Source organism: Paludibaculum fermentans, from assembly GCF_015277775.1.
In the GTDB taxonomy this organism is placed as follows: domain Bacteria; phylum Acidobacteriota; class Terriglobia; order Bryobacterales; family Bryobacteraceae; genus Paludibaculum; species Paludibaculum fermentans.
In genome coordinates this window covers 1350266-1372859 of sequence record NZ_CP063849.1, presented here as the reverse complement: position 1 = coordinate 1372859, position 22594 = coordinate 1350266, and the positions used below count along the sequence as shown (strand labels likewise).

At 63.5% G+C, this 22594-nt stretch carries 13 protein-coding genes; 7 read left to right on the top strand and 6 right to left on the bottom strand.

What is annotated here, in order from left to right; genetic code table 11:
- Positions 1–8 precede the first annotated feature (8 nt).
- A complete protein-coding gene (locus IRI77_RS05475) occupies positions 9–5879 on the bottom strand; it encodes a DUF7948 domain-containing protein (protein WP_194451069.1) in 5871 nt (1956 codons plus the stop codon).
- Between the two features lie 649 nt (positions 5880–6528).
- Here IRI77_RS05475 and IRI77_RS05470 point away from each other — a divergent pair.
- From IRI77_RS05470 to IRI77_RS05445, 6 genes are all read left to right on the top strand, one after another.
- The gene (locus IRI77_RS05470; RefSeq protein ID WP_194451068.1) at positions 6529–7974 is read left to right on the top strand and encodes a sigma-54-dependent transcriptional regulator; all 1446 of its coding nucleotides are present in this window, start codon (positions 6529–6531) and stop codon (positions 7972–7974) included.
- A 274-nt stretch (positions 7975–8248) separates the two neighbouring features.
- Positions 8249–8950, top strand: coding sequence for a TetR/AcrR family transcriptional regulator (locus IRI77_RS05465; RefSeq protein WP_194451067.1), 702 nt, complete (start codon positions 8249–8251; stop codon positions 8948–8950).
- A 383-nt stretch (positions 8951–9333) separates the two neighbouring features.
- On the top strand, positions 9334–11835 hold the full coding sequence (locus IRI77_RS05460; protein WP_194451066.1) for a glycoside hydrolase family 2 TIM barrel-domain containing protein: 2502 nt from the start codon (positions 9334–9336) through the stop codon (positions 11833–11835).
- A gap of 93 nt (positions 11836–11928) precedes the next feature.
- A complete protein-coding gene (locus tag IRI77_RS05455) occupies positions 11929–13266 on the top strand; it encodes a S41 family peptidase (RefSeq protein WP_194451065.1) in 1338 nt (445 codons plus the stop codon).
- 99 nt (positions 13267–13365) lie between these two features.
- Entirely contained in the window at positions 13366–13938 is a 573-nt protein-coding gene (locus IRI77_RS05450) for a TetR/AcrR family transcriptional regulator (RefSeq protein ID WP_194451064.1), read from the top strand.
- 61 nt (positions 13939–13999) lie between these two features.
- Positions 14000–15031, top strand: coding sequence for an aldo/keto reductase (locus tag IRI77_RS05445; protein WP_194451063.1), 1032 nt, complete (start codon positions 14000–14002; stop codon positions 15029–15031).
- A gap of 44 nt (positions 15032–15075) precedes the next feature.
- On the opposite strand, the gene IRI77_RS05440 is transcribed toward IRI77_RS05445, so the two are convergent.
- Entirely contained in the window at positions 15076–17286 is a 2211-nt protein-coding gene (locus IRI77_RS05440) for a carbohydrate binding family 9 domain-containing protein (protein ID WP_194451062.1), read from the bottom strand.
- A 331-nt stretch (positions 17287–17617) separates the two neighbouring features.
- Between IRI77_RS05440 and IRI77_RS05435 the strand changes: the two genes are divergently transcribed.
- Positions 17618–18880, top strand: coding sequence for a mandelate racemase/muconate lactonizing enzyme family protein (locus IRI77_RS05435; RefSeq protein ID WP_194451061.1), 1263 nt, complete (start codon positions 17618–17620; stop codon positions 18878–18880).
- Positions 18881–18886: 6 nt separating this feature from the next.
- Here IRI77_RS05435 and IRI77_RS05430 read toward each other — a convergent pair whose 3' ends face one another.
- The 4 genes from IRI77_RS05430 to IRI77_RS05415 form a co-directional block, all read right to left on the bottom strand.
- Entirely contained in the window at positions 18887–19918 is a 1032-nt protein-coding gene (locus tag IRI77_RS05430) for a uroporphyrinogen decarboxylase family protein (protein WP_194451060.1), read from the bottom strand.
- Between the two features lie 54 nt (positions 19919–19972).
- Positions 19973–20341 carry a hypothetical protein gene (locus IRI77_RS05425; RefSeq protein WP_194451059.1) on the bottom strand — a complete coding sequence of 123 codons (369 nt, stop codon included), beginning with the start codon at positions 20339–20341 and terminating at the stop codon, positions 19973–19975.
- Positions 20342–20468: 127 nt separating this feature from the next.
- On the bottom strand, positions 20469–21155 hold the full coding sequence (locus IRI77_RS05420) for an Lcl C-terminal domain-containing protein (protein WP_194451058.1): 687 nt from the start codon (positions 21153–21155) through the stop codon (positions 20469–20471).
- Positions 21156–21248: 93 nt separating this feature from the next.
- Positions 21249–22589, bottom strand: coding sequence for a peroxiredoxin family protein (locus IRI77_RS05415; RefSeq protein ID WP_194451057.1), 1341 nt, complete (start codon positions 22587–22589; stop codon positions 21249–21251).
- Between the last annotated feature and the right edge of the window lie 5 nt (positions 22590–22594).

Genomic DNA, 22594 nt, shown 5'->3' with positions numbered 1-22594 from the left:
AGATCTCTTTAGCGGACACTCACTACCAGGTCAGAACGAACGGAGGACGCGCCGGCGAAGGCGGCCGGCATGATCAGAGTTACCACCGCATCGCCGCGGCCGACCAGCTCCAGTCCGACATTCCTGCGGCTATCGCCAGGCGCGAACTCCACCGACGGAACCGCCACACGGACAACTTGTGGATTCGACGACTCCAATTGGAGTTTTAGGGGACCGAAGGATGTCCCCAAGGGCAGGCTATTGGAGCTGCGGGTTGCTTCGTCCAGGACGATGGCCACTTGCGCTGTACGGTTCGCCAGGCTGAGGTTCAACGGGGTAGCCGGATCGAACCGGGCCTGCGGATCGGGCAGGTACATGGCGCTGGAGGCGGGCTTGAAGTCCGGCGCATTCAGGCGAACCGTTACGGAGTTTCCAGGACCGGCCGGCTCCATGTATACCGTGCGGCTTTCCTTTCCCGCCAGGGTAACCAACAGTGTACTTGCCGCAGGCGCGCCCGGGCCGCTCGCGGCGGTGCCGAACCGCAGGGGGACGCCTTCCCCGCCGCTCACTGAGATCGAAGTCGGTTGGGGACGGGGGTTGGTGAGGTTGAAGCCCGTCACCAGGTATCGAACCGGACGACCGAGGGAGAGCGAGGAGAACTCGAACAGCCCCACCTCCGCGTCGAGGTTCGCAACGCGGTTGGTGATCTGCGGAGGCGCGTCGATGTGGATTTGGGCGCGTCCCGGAGCAACCGGGAGCAGCCCGACGCCCATATACGAGTCGAGCGTCATCTCGGAGGTGGAGACGCCGACAATATTGCTGTCACTGGAGGAAATCCGGACAGGCAGCCGGACGCCCGGACGGATACTGCCGTTGAACTGGCTGGAGATCCGGCCCAGTCCATCCACGGGTCCGTAGCGCAGGCCGAGGGTCCGGCTGACCAGGGGGCTCAGCTTCAGGGGAGATTCCGGATATTGCAGCTGCAATTCCGCGGGCAGGAACTCCACTTGCTGCTCGGTGGCGGCATAGCCAGGGGCTTCGAGCCGGACACGCACCGTCCCGCCCGGCGCGGCGCTGCTCATGGCCTGCAGATAGATGCTGTTTCCGAGGGGCGCCGTGATGCTGGTCTCTCCCGCGGTGGCACCGTCGCTGGAAATCAGAAGCTGATCCGGTTTCAGGCTCGTTAGGGTTGCGCTGACGCCGGATTGAAAGCCGCCGCCCATCGCCACCACGGAAACCGGAATCTGCAGTTCAGCACTCAAGAACGGAGCAGTGGAGAAGGCCAACTGCCGTTCGAACACGTGCACGCGGAGTGACGATTCGGGCACTTCCACAAAGCCTTCGGGCTGTGTGACGGTGAGTACCGCGTCGCCGGTTGCCTTCACCTGGAAGTTCAGCGGCGCCGAAGCATCCCCCTCGCTCACCAGGGCGTCCGGAGGCACTGGTTGGACGACCGAGGAGTCAGAGGTCCTGGCTCGGACGAATGCCGGATCGGTGCCACCCCGGATGGAGAGTCCGGAGCCCCAGAACACCTTCCCTGAGTCCGGATCGACCAGAGCGGGCAGCAGGTCCAAGGAGAAGTCCTTAGTCGAAAGGGGTTGATTCACGGACAAAACCGGGAGATTCCCGGAGGAGGAGGAGGACGTGCGGGGCCGGACCGCCAGGGTCGGAGGGAAAAGATAGACGAGGATTTCCGCCTTGCGCCCGTCGGTGGTTTCGACCGTCAGGGTCGCGGTACCCTGCGAAGCGAAGCCCTGGACGTAGAAAAGGCTGTTGTAGGAATTCGCGGGGACGGTGAGCTTGGCGGAACCGGGCGCTTTCGCATCGAAAGACAAACGCACGCGGCCGGGGTCGTTGCTGGTGATGGTGCCGCTGATGGGCGCGCCTGAGCTGTTCCAGGGAAGCTGAGCCTGCAGGCCATTGCCTGTCAATACCCGTGTGGCTATCGGGATGGTAGACGGAGTACCCGGCCGGGAGACGATCCGAATCGTGAACTGGGGTTGTGCGGCGGTCAGCCCGGAGACCGGCTGGAGCGAGAGAATTGTCACCCCGGTTCCAGCGCAGGTGAAGGGCGCAATCACCTCGCCGGGACTGGAGAGTTCACCCTTCTCGGTCACCTCGCAGATACCGGGCGGGTCCATCCTGGTCAGCACCTTGAGCGGTGTCGAGGAGAAGATCCTGCCGACCGGCAGCACGACCACCAGTCCCTCATCGTAGGCGCCGAACCGAAAATAGGCTGAGTCCGTCGCCGGCTGGCCGTCGCGCTGCGTCACATGGATCTCGCCAGCGGGCGGAACCAGGACCGCTTCGACGATGCGAATGGGGAGGGCGAACTCGGGCACGCCGGGCGCCGAGATGTAAAGAGTCGCCTTCTGGCCGGCCTGGGCGGTATTGGCCGCAATTTGCACTCCGTACCCGCCGGAGAAATCCACGGTGATGTCGGTTCCAGACTGACCCCACCTGGCTAGGGTGAGAGGTGTGTCCGCGCTCAAACGCAGCCGCACGGTTTGCAGGGCGGTGGCGCTCACGAACGCGCTGGCCTGCGTGTAGATATTGAGGCTCGCGCCGGCAGGGATTCGAAGTACGTCCGCGCCGAAGTCCATCCGGGGAGCCACTACTTGAATCGAAGCACGCAGTTCCGCGAGTTCCGGCGGCGCGTCAGACCCGAAATCGAGAACCGCGTCGCCGGTTGCCGCGGCCAGCACCGTGTAATTCAACGTCGAATACGGAGACTTCGTGACCTGGAGAACGGAAGGATTCGATGAGCGCAGTTGGACGTTCGCGAAGGAGCCCGGCCGGAGGGTCATGTAGGGAATCAGCGGGTCGATCACATCCGGCACGGCGGTCTGAGGCTGAAGCTGCGCCTGGACATAGAGCTGAACTCCGGATCCGATCCTTCCCGGGAAGGTGTTGAAGGTGGCCTTTATGGGCACGAGGTACACCAGCATTGATTGGGAGATTGGACGTCCCTGATAGGTGCCCTCCACACGAACCCTGGCTGTCCCCTCGCCCGCCAGCGCAGCGACCACTAGATTGCCGCCGGAGTCGTCCGCCTTGGGCGTTACGGTGAGTGTGTCCGCGAAGGTGTAGTAGTCGCGGCCCAGCACGAGACGGCTTGGGTCCTCTGAAGTGAATTGCAGCTGATCTCCAGCCCGCCCGTTGATGGAGAACGACGTCAAGTGCTCCCGTGCGAGGATGAGGGACCGGTCCGGGAGGATCCCGGGCAGGGCTGGTGAACTATCCACCCGCACGGTCAGGAATTGCCCGGGACCGGCCGGGAACTGTGTGGACGAGGGGGTTAAGGTGTAGGTCCCATCCCGCAAACCGACCGCCTGGAGCCGGTAGCTTCCCGTGGAGTCCACCTGCCGGAGGGAGTCGCGCACAATCTGTAGACCGGCGGGGTCCGAACTGATCAGTGCGAGGGGGGAAGTCAGTCCGGCCCGCGGCGCCTGGGCGGGGCCGGGGCTGCCATCCGGCAAAAGCGGGGCGGAGCTGATCACAACGTCAAAATAGGAGTTCAAACCCACGGTCAGTTCCTTCGGAGGTGTCAGGAACAGCGCGGAGGGCGTCAGGGTGACGCGGATGCTGCGGCGGAGGTAGGATCCCTTCGGCGAAGCCGATGTGCGCCCCTCCACGACGATCTCCACTTCGCCAGAATCCGCCAGGGCCTGCAGCACGAAACTCCGGCCGGATGAGTAGTAGCCGACCTGATCAGTGCCCTCCAGCAGGATCTGACTCGTCCCCGGCAGATCGTCACGCGGCGAGACCAGAAGCCGCGACGGATCGCTGCTGCGCACCAGCAGCATGCCGTCCATGCCCGGCTCAGACGTGGTTTGGACGGTAAGCGGAGTCTGTAGATCGCGGCCGAGATACAGACGGCCGGGCATGCCGTTCGAAAAACCGCTGAGGCTCACAGCCGGAAACGCAACAGCCGCCAGGTACCCGTCCTGGCCGCCTGAGATAAGGTGGAACGGGTCCAGCTCGTCGAGCCATTCCCGTGAATCGCTCGATCCGGCCAGAAAGACCTTGCCAAAAACATCCGGCAGAATCCCCAAGACCCGATCGTCCGCTGAACCGCCCAGCCGGATACCTCGCACCGGCGTGCCAAAAGCATCGCACAACACAAACAGGGCATCGAGACCGCCGTGCACCCCTTCTCCGGCAGCGAGGCCGGGCAGAGCCAGGTCATCCGAATCCGTCGTTCCCCCCAAGTACAGATCGCCACCGCGGGTATCCAACGCGGCGATCTCATCCCGCGCTGAGCCGCCAATATAGGTAGCCGCCTGTGGCGCCGCGGTGAGGGGATCGAGGAATGCAACGAAGCCGTCACTGTCACCGCCGTGGTAGGCGCCGCTCGCGGCAGGAAGGTCGCGCGAGGTCGTCGTCCCGGCGAGGTAAAACGCCTGTCTTTCCAGCACGGCGAGCCCGCCAAACCGTTCGTCGCCGCTGCCGCCGAAGAGCTGGAGTATGGATAGCTCGCCCAGGTCCAGCCGTGTGCGGCCTACCCACAGATCCTTGCCGGCCGCGGCCTTGACCGAATCGGAAGCACCGTCGCGTATCGGGAAATCCGGCGAATCGGTTTCACCGGCCAGGGCCCAGAAACCATCTCCAGCGCTACGGATCCGCATCAACCGGTCGTCTCCAGCGCCGCCGATCGCGAGCAGGGAGATCTGCGTGCCGTCCAACACCCCAACGATCGCGTCGGCCTTGCCGCCGGCCCCGATCCGCCGCGTCGTGGTTCCATTCCACGCAGGATCGTCGGTTTCCCCGGCAAACAGAAAGGCGCCCTCGTATCCGGTGCTGGCGGTAGTCCGGATATCGTAGAGCCGGTCCGCCCCCGGTCCGCCCAGGTAGCCGGCGAAGACGAGACCCTCCCAGGAGAATTTCAGCATGAAGCCATCGGTCGCGCCGCCCGCGTAAGCTTTGGGTGTCAGATGCTCGTAAACTCCGGTCAGAGTGGGCGCATTTCGCGAGCTCGTCGAACCCACGAGGTACAGCCGGCAGTTGGTGAGATCGGAATCGACGCCGCCGACGGATTCTTCGCCCTCTCCGCCCCAGAAGATCGTCGTGCCGCCCGATCCAGCCGTCTCCAATTGCACAAATACGTGGCGACCTCCTGCCGCAGGCAGTTGATGCCAATCGGCGGAGCGCGTAGTGCCGTAGCGGTAGGTGCAGCTTCCGCGGCTGTCGCTCAGGAATCCCAGGATCTCATCCTCGGCGCCTCCACCAGACACGGCAATGCCCTGCACCACCGGGTCAATGACCAGATCGTGCCCGGCGTCGTAATCTCCCACTACGAATTCGAACTCCGTGTCGCCAGCGGCGCGTAGGGCCGCGGTCACTTTCACACGTTTGTCTCTGATGATTTGATACGCCTCGGGCTGCCAATGCAAGATGGCTCCGGCACGCAGGCGACCGTCGGCGGCGACCTCGGCCGGGGGGCCCTCGACGCGAAGCCGGACGTCGCCGACTTTGGCTCCCGGATGAACCACAAGATCATACTCGAGTTGACCGTTCCGGCCGTACAGTTCCCAGTCAATACCCGGATACAGGTCCGTTCTCAATAGCCGGCGATAGGACTGGACGCCTTTCGTGCATAGGCTGGATTTGTCTTGAACGCAGTAGTGGGTGGTATTGCCGGTGGCCTCGGAAATTTTCCATTCCCCCAGGCTAGCCGTTTGGCCCGAGGCCCCAGCCGACCACGACAGGCGCGCCGGCGTACCGGAGGAGGTAGAGAGTTCGAGTCCGCGATCCGCGATATAGGCCCGGATTCCCCCTGCGCGCGCCAGGAAAAGGTACTGCTTTTCGGCCTGCCCTGCGTTTGGTTCGAATTCCGGGACGGTTGCTCCGAGAGGTAGGGCCAGGAAGAGCAGGGCGAGCGCGCATAGAAGGCGAATCATCCATCCCATCATAAATCAATAAGAGGAAATTATCTGATTGCGGGCAACATGTTGCGTAGGCAGGCGCGGACGATAATGAACGTTCCGGCCCAATTCGGAACCAGGGCATTCCCGGCGTCGCCGGTTCCTAATAGTTGGCAATTTCAGGCTTCGGGGCCTTGCGGCCCGGTTCGAGTGGGTATGTGGCCAGGGTGCTGCGGCAGGCGGAGGATTTGTTTCGGGACGGCGTCCGGGCTGAGTTCCGGTGCCCGGGCGAATTGCCTCAGATAAGGCACGGTTCCTAACATCAGTGCATTTCTGGACTTGGGACCACACCATTGCAGACGCACCTATGTCCGTGGCCCGCTCCTTGCCAGTCGCGGTTCGCAGCTCGGTGGGGCCGCCTCCCTGAGGGCCGGGGTTCGTTGCAGTGGGAACCGGGCGTAGGCGGAAGTGGTGGTTGGCCGCTGCGGCTGCTGGCCGGTGTTGGCTCTGATCGCATGGAAATCCGTTAAATTGTTGACTTTTTACTTACCTTCGCCCCACTGGCCCGGTATTTTTTTCATCCTGTATGTTATCCAAGTGATTCGAAGCGCGGCTAATGATCGGCGGTTATCAGCCGGGAGGCGTTTTGGTATGCGGTTTGCTTCTGTTCGGGTGAGGCACGTTTATGACCATGCAAACCGCCACTCGCGTCCTCATTATTGATCAGGACGCCAAGGATCGAAAATCCGCTGCGGATACAATTTCGCAGTGGGGCTATGAGACCGCCCAGTCTACGGGTTTTGATGAGGGGCTGACCCGGTGCCGCCAGTTCCAACCGACCCTCATTTTGTGTGAGTTCTGTATTGCCGATGCGGATGGTTTTTCGTTTATCCGCCGCCTGCGTTCGCGCGGCTTGCGGACGCCGGTTGTGTTGCAATCCAATGACAGCCGGATCGACCTGGCCGTCGAAGCCGTGCACCGGCGCGGGGCGTACTGGATGTTGAGAAAGCCGCTGGTGTCCGTCGAGCTCCGCCGGCTCTTCGAACACATGCGCGATCAAGAGGGCCAAGCGGCGCGAGCTGCGCCCGCCCGTCCGGGCAAGCGGGTGTTTCAATACGGCGGCAGCGAGGAGATGCTGCACGTCCAACAGACGATTGAACGGGTCGCCGCTACGCGGGCGGCCGTGCTGATCCACGGGGAGAGCGGTACCGGCAAGGACGTGCTCGCCCATACGATTCACCGGCTGAGCTACCGGGCCGGCCCCTTCGTTGCGATCAACGCGGCGGGCTTGCCGGAAGGGCTGATTGAGAGTGAACTGTTCGGCTTCCGGCGCGGCACTTTCACGGGCGCGTCGGCGGATCATACCGGACTGGTGGAGCAGGCGGACGGAGGCACCTTGTTCCTGGATGAGATCGGGGAGATGCCGGCCGGCGCGCAGGCGAAAATGCTGCGCGTGCTGGAGGATTCGCGAGTGCAGCCGTTGGGCGGCGAACTGTCGGACGAGCTGGATTTCCGCGTGATCTCGGCCACGAACCGCAACCTGACCGATGCGATCCGCCACGGCACGTTCCGCAATGATCTATTCCACCGGCTGAATGTGATTCCGATCCACGTGCCGCCGCTGCGGGCCCGCAAGGACGACATTCCGGACCTGGCCGAGAGCCTCTGTCTCCTGCTGGGCGAGGAGTACGGGCATCCTGGATTTCGGGTCGGGCAGAATGCGATGGAGCTGCTGCTGCGGCATGCCTGGCCGGGCAATGTCCGGGAGCTGAGGAACGTGCTGGAGCGGGCGCTGATCCTGAGCGATGGCCAAGTCGCGCTGCCCTGCCACCTGCCGCCAGCTTTGTGCGTTCCGGTGCGCAGCTCCGCCCCGGCCGCGAAACAGGCGGAAGTGGCTCCGGACCAGATCACACTACCCTTCCCCACAACCATCCGGGACGCCGAGGAGTCAATCATTTTGGCCACGCTGGCCCTCACCGAGAACGATCGCCAGGAGACGGCGCGGATCACTGGCGTCTGCGTGAAGACGATCCACGCGAGGATCAAGGCGTACCGGGCGCAAGGCGCGGAGCTCGTGGCGCCGGCGGGTACGGGGGCGGCTGTCGCGGACCCGGAGGATGGCATCGAGTAGACGACGGTGCCGCTGGGGCTTTGCGGGGGCGGGGGACGTTGCCGCCCTGGCCACCTGGAGCCGGCCGGCGATTGGCGGCGCCTGTGCGTTTTGGGCCAGGGGATCAACGTCCCCGCTGCGGGTTTGCGTTGCCGGTTGGGGTTTCCACTGCCAGGAGCCGCCTCTCTCTTTCGAGATTTCCATTGACACGGGTTCCTTTGCGCTATAAGGTAATTCGGAAGACCTATTCGAATTTGGATTGATCTTCGGTTTTACGATGGCTCAGGTTGCCCAGATGGATGAAGCACCTAAACGGGGGACTTACAGTTCCCACCGGGTCCGCCAGCGCCAACGTATCCTGGACGCGGCCGAGAAGCTGTTCGACGAACAGGGCATCGACCGGGTGACGATCGCCGACATCGTCAAAGGCGCAGGGATCCGTCCCTCCACGCTCTACGAGTATTTCTCCAACAAGGACGATGTTGTGTGGGGGATCGTCGCGGACGTGTTTGCGGATGGGGCGGTGCGGGCGAAGAAGTTCATGGATGCGGCCGACACGGCGCTGGCCAAGATCTCGGCGCTGTTCGAGTTCATGGCCGATGGGTTTACGCACAGTCCCTCGAAGATCCGGTTCATGGCGCAGTTTGACGCGCTGTATGCGCGGCAGTGGTCCCCGGAACGCCTGCTGTCGCTCGAGGCGCGGGTGAACCCCGAGGGGCTTGAGTACTTCAGCACTTTGGTCCGCGAGGGGATTGCGGACGGCACACTGCGGCCCGACTTGGATCCGGAGCTCACGATGCACGCGGTGATCAATGCCGTGGTTGGCGCACAACGGCGGCTGGCGTCGCTGGGCAACCGGGTGGAGTTGGAGTATGGACAACCGGTCGACCGCCTGTTCCGCGAGACCATTCGCATTCTGCTGCTTGGTTTGCGCGCGCCCGCCCAAACAGTGGACGTGCGCGACAGTAACCGTCCGAAAGCTCGCAAACAGAAATAGAGGTCTTTGTGAGACAGATTTTTCCCAACTTCGGGGTTGGCTGGCGTGCAACCGGTGGGGGCTGGATTGAGGACGCGCGGTCGACGGCACGCGCTGCTGGGTTGATTGGGGGCTTTCGGGGGGCTATCCGCTCCCTTACGGTCGCGGCTCAATCTACGGATTTGCCCGCTTTGGCGGGCTGGCGGGGTATTGACGACTGCATTGAGGACGCGCGGTCGACGGGACGGGCTGCTGGGTTGATTGGGGGCTTTCGGCGGGCTATCCGCTCCCTTACGGTCGCGGCTCAATTTGCGGATTTGCCCTCTTTGGCGGGCCGGCGGGCTTTTCGCGGCTCCGTTGTGTTGCCGTTGTTGCTGGCCTGTCTCACATCAATTGGAATGGCTATGGCTCAATCTAGTCCGCCTCGACTGGAACTGCAGGCGGATTCCAATTGGAAGTTTCTGCTGGGGGATCCCGGTGGGGCCGAAGCGCGCGGGTTTGATGACGCGAGTTGGCGCCACGTGGATCTGCCGCACGACTGGAGCATTGAGGGGCGGCCGGCCAAGGACAACCTGACGGGCTCGGGCGGCGGCTTCTATCCGGCGGGCACGGGCTGGTATCGCAAGAGTTTCCGCGCCCCCGCGGAGTGGAAGGGACGGCGCGTCAACGTCGAGTTTGACGGGGTGTACCGGGATGCGACGGTCTACCTGAACGGGCACAAGCTGGGCAACCAGCCGTATGGGTACACGAGCTTCCGGTTCGACCTGACAGCGGACCTGGACTTCCCGGGGCCCAACGTGCTGGCGGTGCGGGTGGACAATTCGCAACTGCCCAACAGCCGCTGGTACAGCGGGTCAGGGATTTACCGGCATGTGCGCGTTGTCGTGAACCATCCCGCCCATGTCGCGGACTGGGGCGTGTTTGTGACGACGAAGCAGGCCGCGGCGGAGACCGCCACCGTTCTGGTGCGTACGCGCGTGGTGAACGAAGGGACCGCGAGCTCGGGGCTCACGGTGGAGACGCGGATCGTCGATAAGGCCGGGCAGTTGAGCGGATCAGCGAAGGCGACCCTGGCCGTACCGGCGAGCGGCGCGGCGGAGGCGGCCCAGGAGGTGACGGTGGCCCGGCCCGTGCTGTGGTCGCCGGGATCGCCGGCGCTCTACCGAGTCGTGACCCGTGTGTTGCAGGGCGGCAAGGTGGTGGACGAGGTGGTGACGCCCTTTGGCATTCGAACGCTGGCGTGGTCAGCGGACCAGGGACTGTTGCTGAACGGCAAGCCGATCAAGCTGGCGGGCGGGAGCGTTCACCACGACAACGGGCCGTTGGGGGCGATGGCGTTCGACCGTGCGGAGGAGCGACGCGTGGAACTGCTGAAAGCCGCGGGGTTCAACGCGGTGAGGGCTTCGCACAATCCTCCGTCACCGGCGTTCTTGGACGCCTGCGACCGGCTGGGGCTGCTGGTGTTTGACGAGGCGTTCGACACCTGGAAGGCCAACAAGGCGAAGTTCGACTATGGGCGTAACTTCGAGGAGTGGTGGCAGCGCGATATTTCGGCGATGGTGATGCGCGATCGCAATCATCCGTCCGTGATCTTCTGGAGCATTGGGAACGAGATTCCCGAGGTGCTGGTGGAGAGAGGGCCCGCGATCGCGAAGCAGTTGGCTGCGCAGGTGCGCGCGCTCGATGGCAGCCGTCCGGTGAGCCAGGCATTTCCCACCAGCACGTCGGGCGAATTCCCGGACGGGGTGATCGCCCATCTGGATGTCACGGGCTACAACTACAACCTGGCCGCCCATCATGAGGAAGACCACCGGCGGCTCCCGTCGAGGGTGATGATGACCACGGAGTCGTTCCCGGGCGCGGCGTTCACGGAGTGGAGCCTGGCGAAGGACCACCCGTACATCCTCGGTGAGTTTGTGTGGACGGCGATGGATTACCTGGGCGAGTCGGGCATTGGCTCGTGGAGCTACGGGGCTCCTGAGTTGGCAGCCATGGCGAGCAAGGCAATGGCCGGCATGCAGTCGATGGTGGACAAGATGTTCCTGGCCATGGCGAATGGCGTGGATATGTCGGCGCTGATGACGCAGGGCGCGGCACAGGGTGGCGAGTCGCCGCTCAGCACCCTGTTCCCGGGCTTCCCCTGGCACGCGGCGCAGTGCGGCGATCTCGATCTCATTGGGTATCGCAAACCGCAGTCCTTCTATCGCGACATTCTGTGGAATGGCGGGGATCGTGTGTATGCGACGGTGCGGCTGCCCGAGCCCGAGGGGAAGAAGACAGTTGTGGCCGGGTGGGCGGTGTTTCCCACGCTGCCCAACTGGACCTGGCCGGGGCAGGAAGGAAAGACGCTGCAGGTGGAAGTGTATTCCGGCGCGGAAAAGGTCCGGCTCTTTCTGAACGGCAAACTGATTGGGGAGAAGCCGACGGGCCGCGAACAGGAGTTCCGAGCGATGTTCGACGTCCCCTACGCTGCCGGCACGTTGAAGGCGGTGGGCGTGCGTGGGGAGCGTGCTGTCGCGGAGAGTGTGCTGACGACGGCGGGGCGGCCTGTGCAACTGCGGCTGAAGGCCGATCGCACGGTGGTCCAGGCCGATGGCCAGGATCTTTCCTTTGTGACGGTGGAAGCCGTGGATGCAGAGGGCCGCTTGCAGATGAACGCGGACCAGGAGGCGCATTTTGCGATTAGCGGGCCCGGCGCGATCGCGGCGGTGGGCAATGCCGATGGGCGGGATAGCGATTCGTACCAGGGTACGCAGCGCAAGCTCTACCAGGGCCGGGCGCTGGTGATCGTGCGGGCAGCCAAGCAGGGCGGCACGATTCGGCTGAGTGCGACAGCACCGGGTCTGGCTGACGCCGCGGTGACGATCCAGGCGAAGGCAACGGCGGCGCGGGCGGAGCTGCAGTAAGGGCGGAGGGGCCCCGATTCCGGGTAGCTGCCCGGCGGCGATGGTTCTATCATCGAAGCACGACCTATGGCGGCTGGGCAGCTTCTGTTCTTAATGGCGGTACTCGCTGGATTTGCGTTCGGGGCGGATGCGCCCGCGAATGGGGTTTGGCGCAGCGTGGGGTGGGGGGACGTGTATGTCGTCGAGGGGGATTCCTGGCGGACGTTTGAAGTGACGGCCTCCACTTGCGTCGAGGGGTTTGCGGCGCGGCGGGTGGCCCCAACCTCGAACCGGTTTCGCGCCCGGGATGGGTCACGGTTCTCGGTGGTCGAGGAGAGGCCTCGTCACTGGCTGGTCCGGGAGGGCGATATCAACCGGGTTATGCTGGAGCCGGCCGACGGACTGCCCGCGGTCTGCTCGCCTCCTACCGCCAATACGCCGCTGGGTAATTTCGATGTATTTACCCGGACCTTCGCCGAGCATTACGTCGCGTTCGCGTTGCGCGGGGTGGACTGGGAGAGGAACGTCGCGGAACAGCGGGGGCGGATTGGTACGGCGACTACGCCCGCGCAACTGTTCGAGATTCTGTCGGGGCTGATCCGGCCCCTGGCGGATATTCATACCGGACTCGACGCGCCCGCGCTGAAGAAGAGCTTTGATGCTCCGCTGAAGCCGGGTAGCGAGCGGCTGGTTCGCGGAGATGTCGCGCGGTTTGAAAAGTCGGGGCGGCGCGAGTTGGCGGCCGTGACGGACCGCGTGTATCTGCACGGGCGGGTGCGGCCGTTCTGCCGCGGGCAGTGGCTGTATGGCGTGGCGGACGGGCATGTCGGGTATTTGCGGATTCTCGCATTTGGGGACTATTCGCGGCGCAGCGGATATGCGGGCAATGTACGGGCCCTGGAACAGGCTCTCGATGTGATTCTGGGCGATGCCGGGCTGCGCGGTCTGGTGATCGATGTGCGGCTCTCGTTTGGCGGGGATGACCGGCTGGGGTTGGCGATCGCGGGGCGGCTGACGGAGCGCGAGTATACGGCTTACGCGATTCAAGGGCGGTCGGACGGGGCAGAGGCGAGCCGGTTCAGTCCGGCGGTGGAGGTTCCGGTGCGGGTGGGGCGGGGTCCGCGGTTTGGGGGACCCGTGGTGGTGTTGACGGGTCCGATTACCATGAGCGCGGCGGAGACGTTTACCCAGGCCCTGATGGGGCGGGCGCCCCACGTGGTGCGAGTGGGGGAGAGCACGCAGGGAGTGTTCTGCGATTCCCTGCCCCGGCGTCTTCCAAATGGTTGGAGTTTCGCGCTGCCGAATGCGGTGTACCGGGACGCGGAGGGGCGGGCTTTCGATGTGGCGGGGTTGCCTCCGGATGTGCCGGTGGTGGGGTTTGCGGAGGAGGATTTGCGGGATGGGCGGGATCCTGGAATTGCGGCGGCGCTACGGGTGATGGGCGTGCGGTAGGACGGAGCCGCACAGGGTTGGGGCTCCGGAATGGAGACGTAGACGGAGTGTTGTTACTTCCATTACGTGAGTATATACTCAGCTACAGGCGATTGAAGTATGGCTAAGCCGAAGAGTGAAGACAAACGGAATGCGATTCTGGCGGCGGCGACGCAGGTGTTTGCGGAGCGGGGCTTGAGTGCTCCGACTGCGGCGATCAGCAGCGAGGCGCGGGTGGCCGAGGGTTCGCTGTTCACGTACTTCAAGACCAAAGACGAATTGATCAATGCGTTGTACCGGACTCTAAAGCTGGAGCTCAGCGATGCGATGATGTCCGGGTTCCCTCGCAAACAGGGTGTCCGGCACCGGTTGGAGCATGTGTGGAATGGCTATGTGGATTGGGGTTCGGCGCATCCCGAGGGGCAGTTGGTGCTGCGGCAGATCCAGGTCTGGGGTGGATTGACAGAGGAAGTGAAAGCGGCGACGGCCGCCGCGTTTGGCGAGTTCGACAGGATTGCGGAAGATGCCGCGGAGCAACGGGTGTTTCGTGACATGCCGATGCCGTTCATCTGGGCCGCACTGGTTTCGTTGGCGGACATGACGATGGAGTTCACGCGGCGGCAGCCGGAACAGGCGGCGGAGTACCGCGCGCAGGGGTTTGCGTTGTTCTGGGCCGGCGTGGCGCGCAAGTAGTTTTTTGAAACTTACATGAGTGCGTACGCATTCATATAACTGCAGGAAACAGGAGATCACCATGCGATACAGACTACTGGGCAATAGCGGGCTGAGGGTTTCCGAAGCAGCGCTGGGCACGATGACTTTCGGCGACGACTGGGGCTGGGGCTCCGGCAAGCAGGAAGCGCGCACAATCTATGACGCGTTTCGCGAGGCCGGCGGCAATTTCATCGACACCGCCAACATCTATACGAACGGGACGAGCGAGAGCCTGCTGGGCGAATTCATGGAGGGCCACCGGGAAAGCGTCGTGCTGGCCACGAAGTATTCGAACGCATTTCCGGGCACGGATCCCAATGCGGCGGGCAATCAGCGCAAGAACATGATGCAGGCGGTGGACGCGAGCTTGAAGCGGCTGAAGACGGACTACATCGACTTGTATTGGGTGCACATCTGGGATGGGCTGACGCCGGTGGAAGAGGTGATGCGGGGGTTGGACGACCTGGTGCGTTCGGGCAAGGTGCTGTATACGGGGATTTCGGATGCTCCGGCATGGTGGATCGCGCAGGCGAACACGCTGGCGCAACTGCGCGGGTGGACGGCGTTCGCGGGGCTGCAGATCGAGTACAGCCTGATAGAGCGGACGGTGGAGCGCGAGTTGATCCCGATGGCGCAGGCTTTGAATATTGGAGTGACGGCGTGGTCGCCGCTGGGCGGAGGCGTGCTGACCGGGAAGTACCACGGTGGCGGGGCCTTGGACGGCCGCATGAACCACGAGATGATGAAGGACTTCCAACCGGCGGGCGTGGATACGGATGGCGTGGTGGCGGCCGTGAAGAGCGTTGCGGAGGAAGTGGGGCAGAGTATGGCCCAGGTGGCGCTGGCCTGGCTACAGTCCCGGCCTGTACCGGTGATCCCGATTCTCGGCGCACGGAAGCTGTCACAGTTCCAGGACAACCTGGCCAGCCTGGAACTCAAACTGACGGCGGAGCAGGTGAAGACGCTGGACGACGCATCGAAGATTCTGCCGGGATTCCCGGAGAAGATGTTCCGGATGCCCATCGTGCAGGCGATCCGGCATGGCGGGCTGCGGGATCGGATCCTGGCGTAGATCCTGAAGCGGGGGCATTCCACGGAACGCCCCCATTTCTTCGTCTACAGGTTCCACCAGTAGGTCCACTTCAGGACGAGGGCACGGTTCTTGACTGCGAACAGGCCGGGGGCGTTCTGGCCCGGTTGCAGGTACTCCGGCATGTAGTTGTCGGTCCAGACCAGGAAGACGTCCGAGGCCGGCTTGTAGCGCCATTGGATGCGCGTATTCACGTTCATGTTCTTCTGCTGCTCGTTGTACTGCACGAACGTCGTGAAGTAGAGCGTGTTGGTCAGCGTCACGTCGAAGCGCGGGCCGATCAGCCAGAAGGTGTTGTGGCCCCAGGGCTCCTTGAGGCGGATGTCGTTGTAGCTGACTGAGCCGGTGAGGCTGACGTAGGGCTGGATGCGGTAGCCGATGGTGCTGGTGAGGTTGAGGCGCGTGCCATTGGCGTAGTAGCCGCCATAGAGCGTGGAGAAGCCGTAGCGCAGGACGCTTTGCGGCTTGGAGTCGAACTTGGTGGTCCAGAAGTTCCAGCGGTGGACGGTGCCGGTTTCCAGCTTTTCGCGGCCGGAGTTGGTGGGATCGAAGGGCTGCAAGAGGCGGACGTAATCTGTTCCGGCGGTGGCGGTGAAGACGTTCAAGCCGCGGGTGGTGACCGTGTAGCCGAGGGTGGTCTCGTAGTCGCTGAGTTTCCCCTGCCAGTCGAAGAAATTGCTGCTGTTGAGGATGGGGCCGTGGCTGAGGATGCGTCCGCCTTCCGGCAGAAAGGTGTAGCCGATGCTGGTGAGACCGCGGCGGTAGCCGTTGCGGGGGACGTAGCCGACTTCGGCGGTGTAGTGGGGATCGATATTCTCCGACTGGCCGAGGAGCAGCCAGCGGCGGCTGTTGTACTGCAGGTGGCCGGCGTAGACCGAGCCGCTTTTCTGATTGCCGGACTGGAAGGACCTCAGATAGAGGAGTTTGCCGGTCCAGAGGTTGTCGGCGGAAGCAAGGTTGTACTCGAGGCCGGCGTTGCGGTTATAGGTGGAAGGCGCGGGCGGCCGGGTGGCGGACTGGTAAGAGGCGGACTCCTTGTCGACGAGGAGTATGCCGATATTGGAGCGGCTGAACAGGCGGCGCTGCAGGGCGAAGACGGAGAAGTTCTGCGGAGGCAGGCCCTGGCCGTCCTCGGCTCCGGTCTGCATGTCCATGATGCCGAGGCGCCAATCCTTATTGAGTTTGCCGCTGAGGCGGGCTCCGAAGCGGATGGGGACGCCGCCGAGGCCGATGCGCCGGCTGAAGAAGGGGCGGATGGTGGCGTAGCCGAAGTTGGCGAACTGGTCGCCGTTTTCGAGGAAGAACTGGCGCTTTTCGGGGAAGAAAAGCTCGTAGCGGTCGAGATTGGTGACCTGCTGGTCGACATCGACCTGGGAGAAGTCGGGATTGGCGGTGAGGTCGAGGTTCAGGGCGGAGCCGATGGCGATCTTGGCGTCGAGACCGATATCGTGGCGGATCTCGCGCGGTGTATTGGCTTGATGGTCCGTACTGATGCCGCCCAGCGCGTAGGGGATGAGGGAGATGTTGGGACCCTGGGAGGGTGGCGGTTCGTCCCAGATGAGGACTCCGGTGAGCGCGAGGGCTGCCGTGGGGAAGTGGCGCGGGATGGGCGTCCAGGAAGACTTCTCAGTGGTCTTGAGATCCAGGCGGCTGAAGTTGACGCCCCAGCGGGTGATGCCCTTCTTGTATCGAATGCTTCGGAACGGGATGGCGATTTCGATCTCGTAGCGGTCGTCGTAGGTTTTGACGGCCGAGGTCCACTTGTTATCCCAACTGAGATTGGCTTTACCGCCTTCGTAGAGCAGTCCGTCCCATTGAGCTCCGGCGGCATTCACGCCGAAGGTGAAGCCATTGGTCTGGTCGTCGAAGGTGTCGAGGAAGAAGATGAAGTTGTCGTTGTTGCCGAAGCCCCAGTCGCGGCGGAGGGACTCGACCATGAAGGGTCCAGGGACGTTGCCGTGGAAGCAGATGGCGCTGAGGTAGATGTTTTTGTCGTCGTACATCATGCGGACATCGGTGCGCACATTGGCCTTGCCCGTGTCCATGGGGAGGACCATCCAGAAGTTATTGACGACGTCGGCGGATTCCCAGGCGGGTTCGTGGGCGCTGCCGTCGATGACGACGGGCGAGGGGGCGCGGTGGATGTGGAGCTGGTAGGACTCGTTCTGTTTCTGGGCGGCGGCGTGCGGGGCCAGGAGCGCCAGGAGGGCGAGGGCGTGGAGGGCGGGCCCTTTCACGGGCGGAGAGCTCCGAAAGGCCCAGGTTGCGCGTTGCCCAGGGCGCGGCGGTTCCCTGCCCCCGGGCTGGGCGCGGGCTTGGTGACCGGAGAATGACTCGACACACGAGCGGCATCCGAGACTAACGGCAAAACGGGCATGTGAACTTTTGTATCAGAAACCGGTGGGGCAGGTGTATGCGATCTGACTTTCCGGGAACGCCAGGGGAACTCGAGGGCCTGGCGTGATAGATTGAGGGCGGTTTCGTCCGGCGCCGCGTGAGGGCGCCAGGCGGAGCGATGCTCCGGGTTACCAGTGCTTCGGCGGCCCGTGAGTCGAGGAGATCCATCGCATGAAAGCTGATCGCCGTAGTTTTCTATCCGCTGCCGCCGGCGCGGGCCTGGCCGCGTTGCCTGCCGCGGCCGCGCCGAGCCCGGCGGTGCAGGCCCGCTATGACAAGCTGGACGCGATTCTGAAACAGCCGGTGCTGAAGCGGCAGTACTTCACTGCCCCGGTGATCATCGAGTCAGTGGAGTTGCTGCACCTGGATGGCGCCTACCTGTGCCGGGTTCGTTCCAAGGATGGCGCGGAGGGCATCTCGGTCGCGCACAGCACAATGAACCGGCTGTTCCCGATCTTCCTGAAGGATGTGGCGCCGTTCTTCCTGGGCAAGGACGCCCGCGAACTGGACCTGATCCTGGAGAAGGTCTTCATCTTCGGCTTCAATTTCCGGTTCAGCGGACTGGCGCTGGGCCTGCCCCTGGCCACGGTGGAATTCGCGATTCTCGAGATGCTGGGCCGCATGGCGCAAAAGCCCGTGGGTGAACTGATCGGAGAGGTTCACCACAAGGAAGTGGGCGTGTACATGGCCACGGAGTGGCGTGAGAAGCCGGTGGAAGAGTCACTCAAGCTGATCCAGGGCGCGGTGGCGGAATATGACATCCACGCGCTGAAGATCAAAATCGGCGGGCTGATGTTCATGACCACGGATATGTATGCGGAGGGACCGCCCGGACGGACTGAAAAGATCGTGCCGCTGGTGCGCAAGACGTTTGGCGACAAGATGGCCCTCTACGCGGACTCGAACAGTTTCTATACCGTGCCGGAGGCCATTCGCGTGGGCCGGTTGCTGGAGCAGTATAAGTTCGTGTACTTCGAGGAACCGGTGAAGTTCGATCACATCGAAGAGATCAAACAGGTGGCCGACACCCTGACGATTCCGATCGCCAACGGCGAACAGGATTTCGACTATTATGGTTTCCGCTGGCTGATGGCGAACGACGGGCTGGATATTGTGCAGCCGGACAATTACTACTTCGGCGGCCTGATCCGGTCGATGAAAGTGGCGCGCATGGCGGCGGCCTTCGGCAAGACGATTGTGCCGCACATGTCGGGCGGCGGGCTGGGCTTCCTCTACGATGTGCAGTTCGTTTCGGCGGCGCCGAACGCCGGCGAACACCACGAGTTCAAGTCCTTCAAGACCCACGTGAAGTATGAGTGCAAGACCGCCCCGATGAAGGTAGTGAACGGCAAGATCAAAGTGCCGACGGGGCCGGGTTTCGGGGCCGATCTCGACCCCGATTGGGTGAAGAAGCACCAACCCGTACGGCTGTAAGCCCGGCTACGCTTTCTGGCCGGAGTGATGCGCGGCGTCGATGATCTGGCGCAGGCGTTTCCAGTCCGTGTCGCCGGCCACGGTGCAATCAGCGCCCAGGATGAACTGGGGCGGAGCGCTCTTCACGACGCGCTGAACCTCTTCGTTCAACTGCTGCGGCGTCGCCGCGGCCAGCAGGTTGTGCCGGTCGAGCCCGCCCATGAAGGGGCGCTTGAACATCTTCGCGATTTCGGGCAGCGCCAGTTGTTTGCCGATCAGCTTGGGATTGCAGTTGACGACCTGGCCGGGGTAGTCCAGCGTGGCTTCGTAGCCGGAGTAGGGCGCGTTGTAATCGCAAACGTGCAGGATGTTGAAGGGGCAGGAGCTGCTGATCTCCTTCATGGCGACGAGGTCGAAGGGCTTCACATAGTTGGCGAAGACCTTCGGCGTGCTGAACTGTTTCGCTTCGGACCCCTGGGTGGACATGTAGAAGCCGTCGACGCCGGCCTTAATGCAGGCGCGCACGAAAAGCATCTGACTTTCGGTGAGAATCTCCATGCCACGCTTCACGGCCTCCGGATTCTCCTCCAGATGCTTGTGCAGCAGGGGTGCCGTCGCGCAGTGCCCGGCGCACATGTAGGGCGAGTAGAGGGTCATCAGGATCAGGGCGTCTTTCTTTGCGTCCCTGACCAGGTCCCTCACTGTCTGCAGTTGGGCTTCGTAGAAATCGAGCTTCTGGAGCTTCAGGTTCGCCCAGTCGGCCGGAGTGTTGAGGTTGGGCTGGCGGTCGTAAGTCTGCTCGAACTGGATCTTGACGAAATCCATGTCCGTAGCGCGGAAGTACTCCATGTGGCGCCGGGCAGCAGCGGATCCGGTCTTGTACTGCGGGCCGAAATGGAGGAAGAACGCGGCGGGCGTGTAGTTGGGATCGGTCTTGCCTGCCAGCCATTGGAGCATGCGCTCCCGCTTGTTGGCCGGGGCGGCGGCCAGGGCGGAGCGGCCAGCGATGAGGGCGCCGGCACCAAGAGGCGCCAGGGCGAGAAACTTGCGTCTGTCCATGTATGAAGAATACATGGGGCCACGCATGGACAGGCAGCCTATTTCGGCCGGAGCCTACTTGGCCCGCTTGGCCGTCAGTTCCTCGGTAGCGAAGTCGGCTACCTTGCGAGTGAACTTGATCTCGTCGCCCGAGACTTTGCCTTTATACTCGATCCGGACTTCATTGCCTTCCATCTTGAAGATCTCGACAAAAGAGATCTCGTCGCCGCTGATCTTTCCATCCTTGATCTCGGACTCGTTGGCTGCGTCGCCCGGGCCGCCCTTGAGTTTGCCGGTGAGCTTATCGCCCGCGACTTTGAAATCGTAGGTGTACTTTTGTTGACCGATCTGAGTGTCGAACTCAGCCGTCCATTTTCCGGTTACGTCGGCCGCGAACGCCATAGCGGCGCAGACGAAGGCGAGCAGCAGGGATCGCAGGATCATAGGGAAAACTCCTTTGCGTGATTCTCCCACATTGCGGAGATGAAAATGCCGATCCCAGGCTCCCAATATCAAGAATGGAGGATTTATCCCAAGTTGTTCCGGCACGGGCAAAGCGGGGGGCAGCGGATTAGCGGCGGACGGTCGACTTCGCGGATTCCGGCGGTGCGGGCCGGACGCACAGTGCCCGGTTCAGCCCGGCATCGCCCGCGGCGACAGAGGCCCGCGCACCGTCGCCCAGGTCGAGCGTCCAGTTCTCGGCAGGTTCGTTGCCCTGGGTAGAACTCCACGACCAGCCGGTGAGTTTCAGTGGAGCGATCACGCGGAAGCCGCGCTCATCCGCCTCTCCCCCAAACAGGGTCTGGAGCTGCTCGATGGAGGGCAGGAGCCAATCCTGGAAGCCCCCGGTGGTGAGACGGCCGCAGTAAGCGTGGGCCTGACTGACGGTGACTCCGGAGCCGCTGTCGGCCGCGCTCCAAGTCAGTCCGGTGCGTTCGTCCTTCCAGAGCCCGCTCTTCTCAATCTCGATGCGCTCCATATGGCTGCGGAGCGGGATTTTGACATCCGCCGGAAATGCGGAGGAGACCATGACGGTTTTGCGCCACGCCGGAGCGCCTCCAGCGGGCAGGGCCTGTAGGATATGCTCGCCGGGCGTGGTTTGGATGCGCAGGGGCGTACCGGGATCGAGCCGTCCAATGGGATTGCCATCGAGCTCGATGGCGGCTGGAGCATCCGAGGTGATAGCCAGGACGGCGGCGGGCTCCTGGGCGGCCCATGCAAGCGGAGCAAACAGAAGCAGGATGTATCGGGAGACCATAGGTTTGAAAAATGCGTCCGCCGGTGCCACGTCGGGCTCCGGCGGACGGAATGGCTGATCTGGCGGATCAGTGGTCAACAACAAAAGCAGGTCTTAGCGGAGTTCGGCACGGGCCGTGGTGATGGGCGCGTTTTCACCAGCGGGCTGTTCCTTGATGAGCTTCTCGAGGATCGAGGTGAACTCTTCCTTCAGCGCGATGTGATAGGGACCGCTGGCCGGAGCGGCGAAGCCCGAGTGGACCGCCTTCACCTTGCCGTCCTTCCCGATGAAGAAGGTCGCCGGCCAGGTGTTGAGGTTCACGGCCTGGGGCACCTTGTCCCACATCTCGGCCGGGGTGCCGGCGATGAGGTAGGGGTACGGCACACCATACTTGGCGATGAATGACTTCACACGGGTCAGCGACTTCAACTGATCTTCTTCCTCAAAGTCGAGCGCGATGATCTGCACGCCCCGATCGGCGTACTTCTTCTGGAGCTGGACCAGGTACTGCGCTTCGTCGTGGCAGTTGGGGCACCAGGTTCCGGTGACCACGGCAATGACGACCTTGTTCTTCACGATGGGATCTTCATTCGAGATGATCTTGCCGTTCACATCGGGGAAGCTGTAGGTGAAGACTTCATTGGGGTCGCGGACGGTGGTGTGCGTGAGGAAATTGGACGGTTCCGGCAGACCCTTGGCGCGGGCGATTTCAGGGCGAAAGGCGGTCAGCTCCACCACGCGCGGGACAGCGTTGAGTTTGACGTTCAGGCTGCCATCGGGCTGGGGCGTGAGGACGACGAGTCCGGGGCGGGCGCCGTCATAGTGGCTGGCCACAAACTTGCCATCCTGGTATTCGCCGGTCAGGCCGCCGGCGTCGCCGTCGATGCGGAGCACGGTGGCGAGGATCTCGGCTCCATTCTGCTCCACGACCAGCCGCCAGGCCTTTTCACCCTTCGGCGTCTCCTGCGCGACTTCCCAGACTCCGCCGATCTGCGGGACCTCGCCGGCGGCCTTCGCGGCCTGCGCGACGTACCGCTTGGCGTGGAAGGGCGTGGGCGCGTTGCGCGGCGCGTTGTTCCGGTTCTCGGTTCCTGCGTACTGCTGGTTGCCCTGCGGGCCGGCGGCGGTGGTGGCCTTGCGCAGGGAGATGATCCTGCCGTCCAGTTCCCCGTCTTTCACATCCGCCTGGATGGAGGTGAGGTAGTGCTCGAAGTTGAGCTCTACCTTCCCATCGTGGATGGAGGCGCTGGACGTGGTCTTGGGATCGCGCCCGTTGTAGAGCGTGCCAACGACCTGATCGCCTTGACGGGTGATGTCGAGGCGGAAGGGGATCTCGACGCCGGAGGCCGACTTGAGCGTGGCCGCCCAGCGTCCTTCGAGGTTATCGGCGGCCGAGGCGGTGAGCCCCAAGGCCAGGCTGGCCGTGAGGGCCAATGATTTCGTGAAGAAGCGCATGCAGA

Bases quoted from the DNA above. Each gene is read 5' to 3' on its own strand.
- IRI77_RS05475 (WP_194451069.1), bottom strand. From the start codon at position 5,879: ATGATTCGCCTTCTATGCGCGCTCGCCCTGCTCTTCCTGGCCCTACCT.
- IRI77_RS05470 (WP_194451068.1), top strand. From the start codon at position 6,529: ATGACCATGCAAACCGCCACTCGCGTCCTCATTATTGATCAGGACGCC.
- IRI77_RS05465 (WP_194451067.1), top strand. From the start codon at position 8,249: ATGGATGAAGCACCTAAACGGGGGACTTACAGTTCCCACCGGGTCCGC.
- IRI77_RS05460 (WP_194451066.1), top strand. From the start codon at position 9,334: ATGGCTCAATCTAGTCCGCCTCGACTGGAACTGCAGGCGGATTCCAAT.
- IRI77_RS05455 (WP_194451065.1), top strand. From the start codon at position 11,929: ATGGCGGTACTCGCTGGATTTGCGTTCGGGGCGGATGCGCCCGCGAAT.
- IRI77_RS05450 (WP_194451064.1), top strand. From the start codon at position 13,366: ATGGCTAAGCCGAAGAGTGAAGACAAACGGAATGCGATTCTGGCGGCG.
- IRI77_RS05445 (WP_194451063.1), top strand. From the start codon at position 14,000: ATGCGATACAGACTACTGGGCAATAGCGGGCTGAGGGTTTCCGAAGCA.
- IRI77_RS05435 (WP_194451061.1), top strand. From the start codon at position 17,618: ATGAAAGCTGATCGCCGTAGTTTTCTATCCGCTGCCGCCGGCGCGGGC.
- IRI77_RS05430 (WP_194451060.1), bottom strand. From the start codon at position 19,918: ATGGACAGACGCAAGTTTCTCGCCCTGGCGCCTCTTGGTGCCGGCGCC.
- IRI77_RS05425 (WP_194451059.1), bottom strand. From the start codon at position 20,341: ATGATCCTGCGATCCCTGCTGCTCGCCTTCGTCTGCGCCGCTATGGCG.
- IRI77_RS05420 (WP_194451058.1), bottom strand. From the start codon at position 21,155: ATGGTCTCCCGATACATCCTGCTTCTGTTTGCTCCGCTTGCATGGGCC.
- IRI77_RS05415 (WP_194451057.1), bottom strand. From the start codon at position 22,589: ATGCGCTTCTTCACGAAATCATTGGCCCTCACGGCCAGCCTGGCCTTG.